Genomic DNA, 1,887 nt, shown 5'->3' with positions numbered 1-1,887 from the left:
CCGCCGACGAGGCCGGCCACCCCGGAGCCGGCGGCGAACAGGCCGAGCAGCAGCCCGCCCAGGGCGGCCAGGCCCTGCTCCCGGGCGAAGGCGACCATGGACACGTCCAGGCCGCCGAAGGCGATGCCGATCGCGAAGACGATCGCGACCAGGGTACGGGTGTCGGCGCGGCGCATGATCCGTTCCTGCGCGGCGGTGCTCGCGGGGCGAGGGCCCGGGTCGGTGCGGCGCTGCGCGACGAGGCCCAGCACACCGACGGTGAGCAACGCCGCCGAGGCCAGCAGGCCGCCGGCGGGGGCGACGAGGGTGACCAGAGCCGTCACCAGGGTCGGGCCCAGGATGAAGACCAGCTCGTCGATGGCCGCCTCCAGGGCGAACGCCGTGGCCAGCAGGGGAGAGCCGGTCAGCAGCACGCTCCAGCGGGCCCGCGCGCAGCTGCCCACCGGCGGCAGCGTCCCGCCGGCGATCACCGCCGCACCGAACCACAGCGGACGCGGGGCACCCGACCACACGGCCCCCAGCAGCGCCGCCACCCCCACCAGGTGAGCGCCTAGGGCGGCGAGCAGCACCCGGGCCTGACCGTAGCGGTCCAGGGCGCGACCGATCCGTGGCGCACACGCCGCCTCACTGAGCGCCCCCACGGCGGCCACGGCGCCGCCGACCGCGTACGAGCCGGTGCGGTCCTGGACGAACAGAACCGTTCCCAGCGCGTGCATCGCGATGGGCAGCCGACCGACGAAGGCCGCGGGCAGGAAACGGACGGCGCCGGGGGTCGCCAGTGTCCGCCGGTAGAGGCTGCCGCTCGTGACCCCGGCCGGGTCGGTGGCGGGCGCGGCGAGGGGCGGCGGCGAGGACAGGTCGGACATGGCCGGCCAAGCGTGCCCCGCCGGGCCGCCGGATGCCAAGGGAATAGGCCCAGCTCAGCAGTGACGTTGGCGATGCGCGGCGGCGGTCAGTAGCCGCGTCGGTGCCGTGCGTTCGACGAGGCGCCGGTGCCGCGGATCCACCGGTGCTGCGGCACCCGACTGCCCGCGGCCGGACCGGCGGCCCGCAGCTGGCGGATGAACGGCGCGACCAGCAGCGCACCGACGACGAATCCGACGACGTGGGCGCCGTAGGCAACAGCCCCGCCGTCGGCCACTCCGACGCCGGTGAAATAGACGTACTGGAGGGCGAACCAGAAGCCGAGGACTATCCAGGCCGGCAACCAGAACGGCAGGAAGAAGAGAATACTGACCAGGCCGATGACCCGGGCTTTCGGGAACAGCATGAGGTAAGCACCGAGCACCCCGGCGACGGCGCCCGAGGCGCCGATAAGCGTGGTGGACGACCCGCTCTCGAAATAGGAGAACCCGTAGGTCGCCGCGTATCCGCAGACCAGGTAGAACACCAGGTAGAGCAGCCTGCCCATCCGGTCCTCGATATTGTTGCCGAAGACGCCGAGGAACAGCATGTTGCCGATCAGGTGCAGCCAGCTTCCGTGCAGGAACATCGCCGTCAACACGGACAGCACCGGAATCTTGCTGAAGCCGGCCGGGGACTGCGTGATGCAGCCCGGGTTGCCGGCCTGGTCCACCCCGATGTGCCCGGAGTTCACCGTCGCCAGCGGCGCGTTGTTGACCAGCTCGCGGGGAATCGCACCCCATTCCTGGAAAAAGCGCTGCTGTTGGCACACGTTCTTCGCCGGCGACGTCCCGATGCCGGCGACCGAGCTCACCACGGGCTCGAAGAACACGAAGATCACGACGTTGACCGCGATCAGCAGCCAGGTCATGAGCGGCCGGCGGCTCAGCGGGTTGATGTCGTGAATCGGGATGACCACGGTCACCATCCTGCCCGGCCGGCCTGCGGACAGCGCGGCCGGGCGGGCGCAGGGCCGGGCCGGGC

The 1,887-nt window shown here is 72.1% G+C and carries 2 protein-coding genes; both read right to left on the bottom strand.

The features are described from left to right. On the bottom strand, positions 1–866 hold an 866-nt coding region (locus MXD58_RS26715; RefSeq protein ID WP_374616689.1), incomplete at its 3' end, for an MFS transporter. A gap of 86 nt (positions 867–952) precedes the next feature. Next, the gene (locus tag MXD58_RS26710; protein WP_248840787.1) at positions 953–1,822 is read right to left on the bottom strand and encodes a rhomboid family intramembrane serine protease; all 870 of its coding nucleotides are present in this window, start codon (positions 1,820–1,822) and stop codon (positions 953–955) included. Positions 1,823–1,887 lie beyond the last annotated feature (65 nt).

Source organism: Frankia sp. AgKG'84/4 (genome assembly GCF_023242965.2).
Classification (GTDB): Bacteria; Actinomycetota; Actinomycetes; order Frankiales; family Frankiaceae; genus Frankia.
The sequence above is the reverse complement of the archived record's forward strand: the minus strand, read 5'-3'. Positions and strand labels throughout refer to the sequence as shown.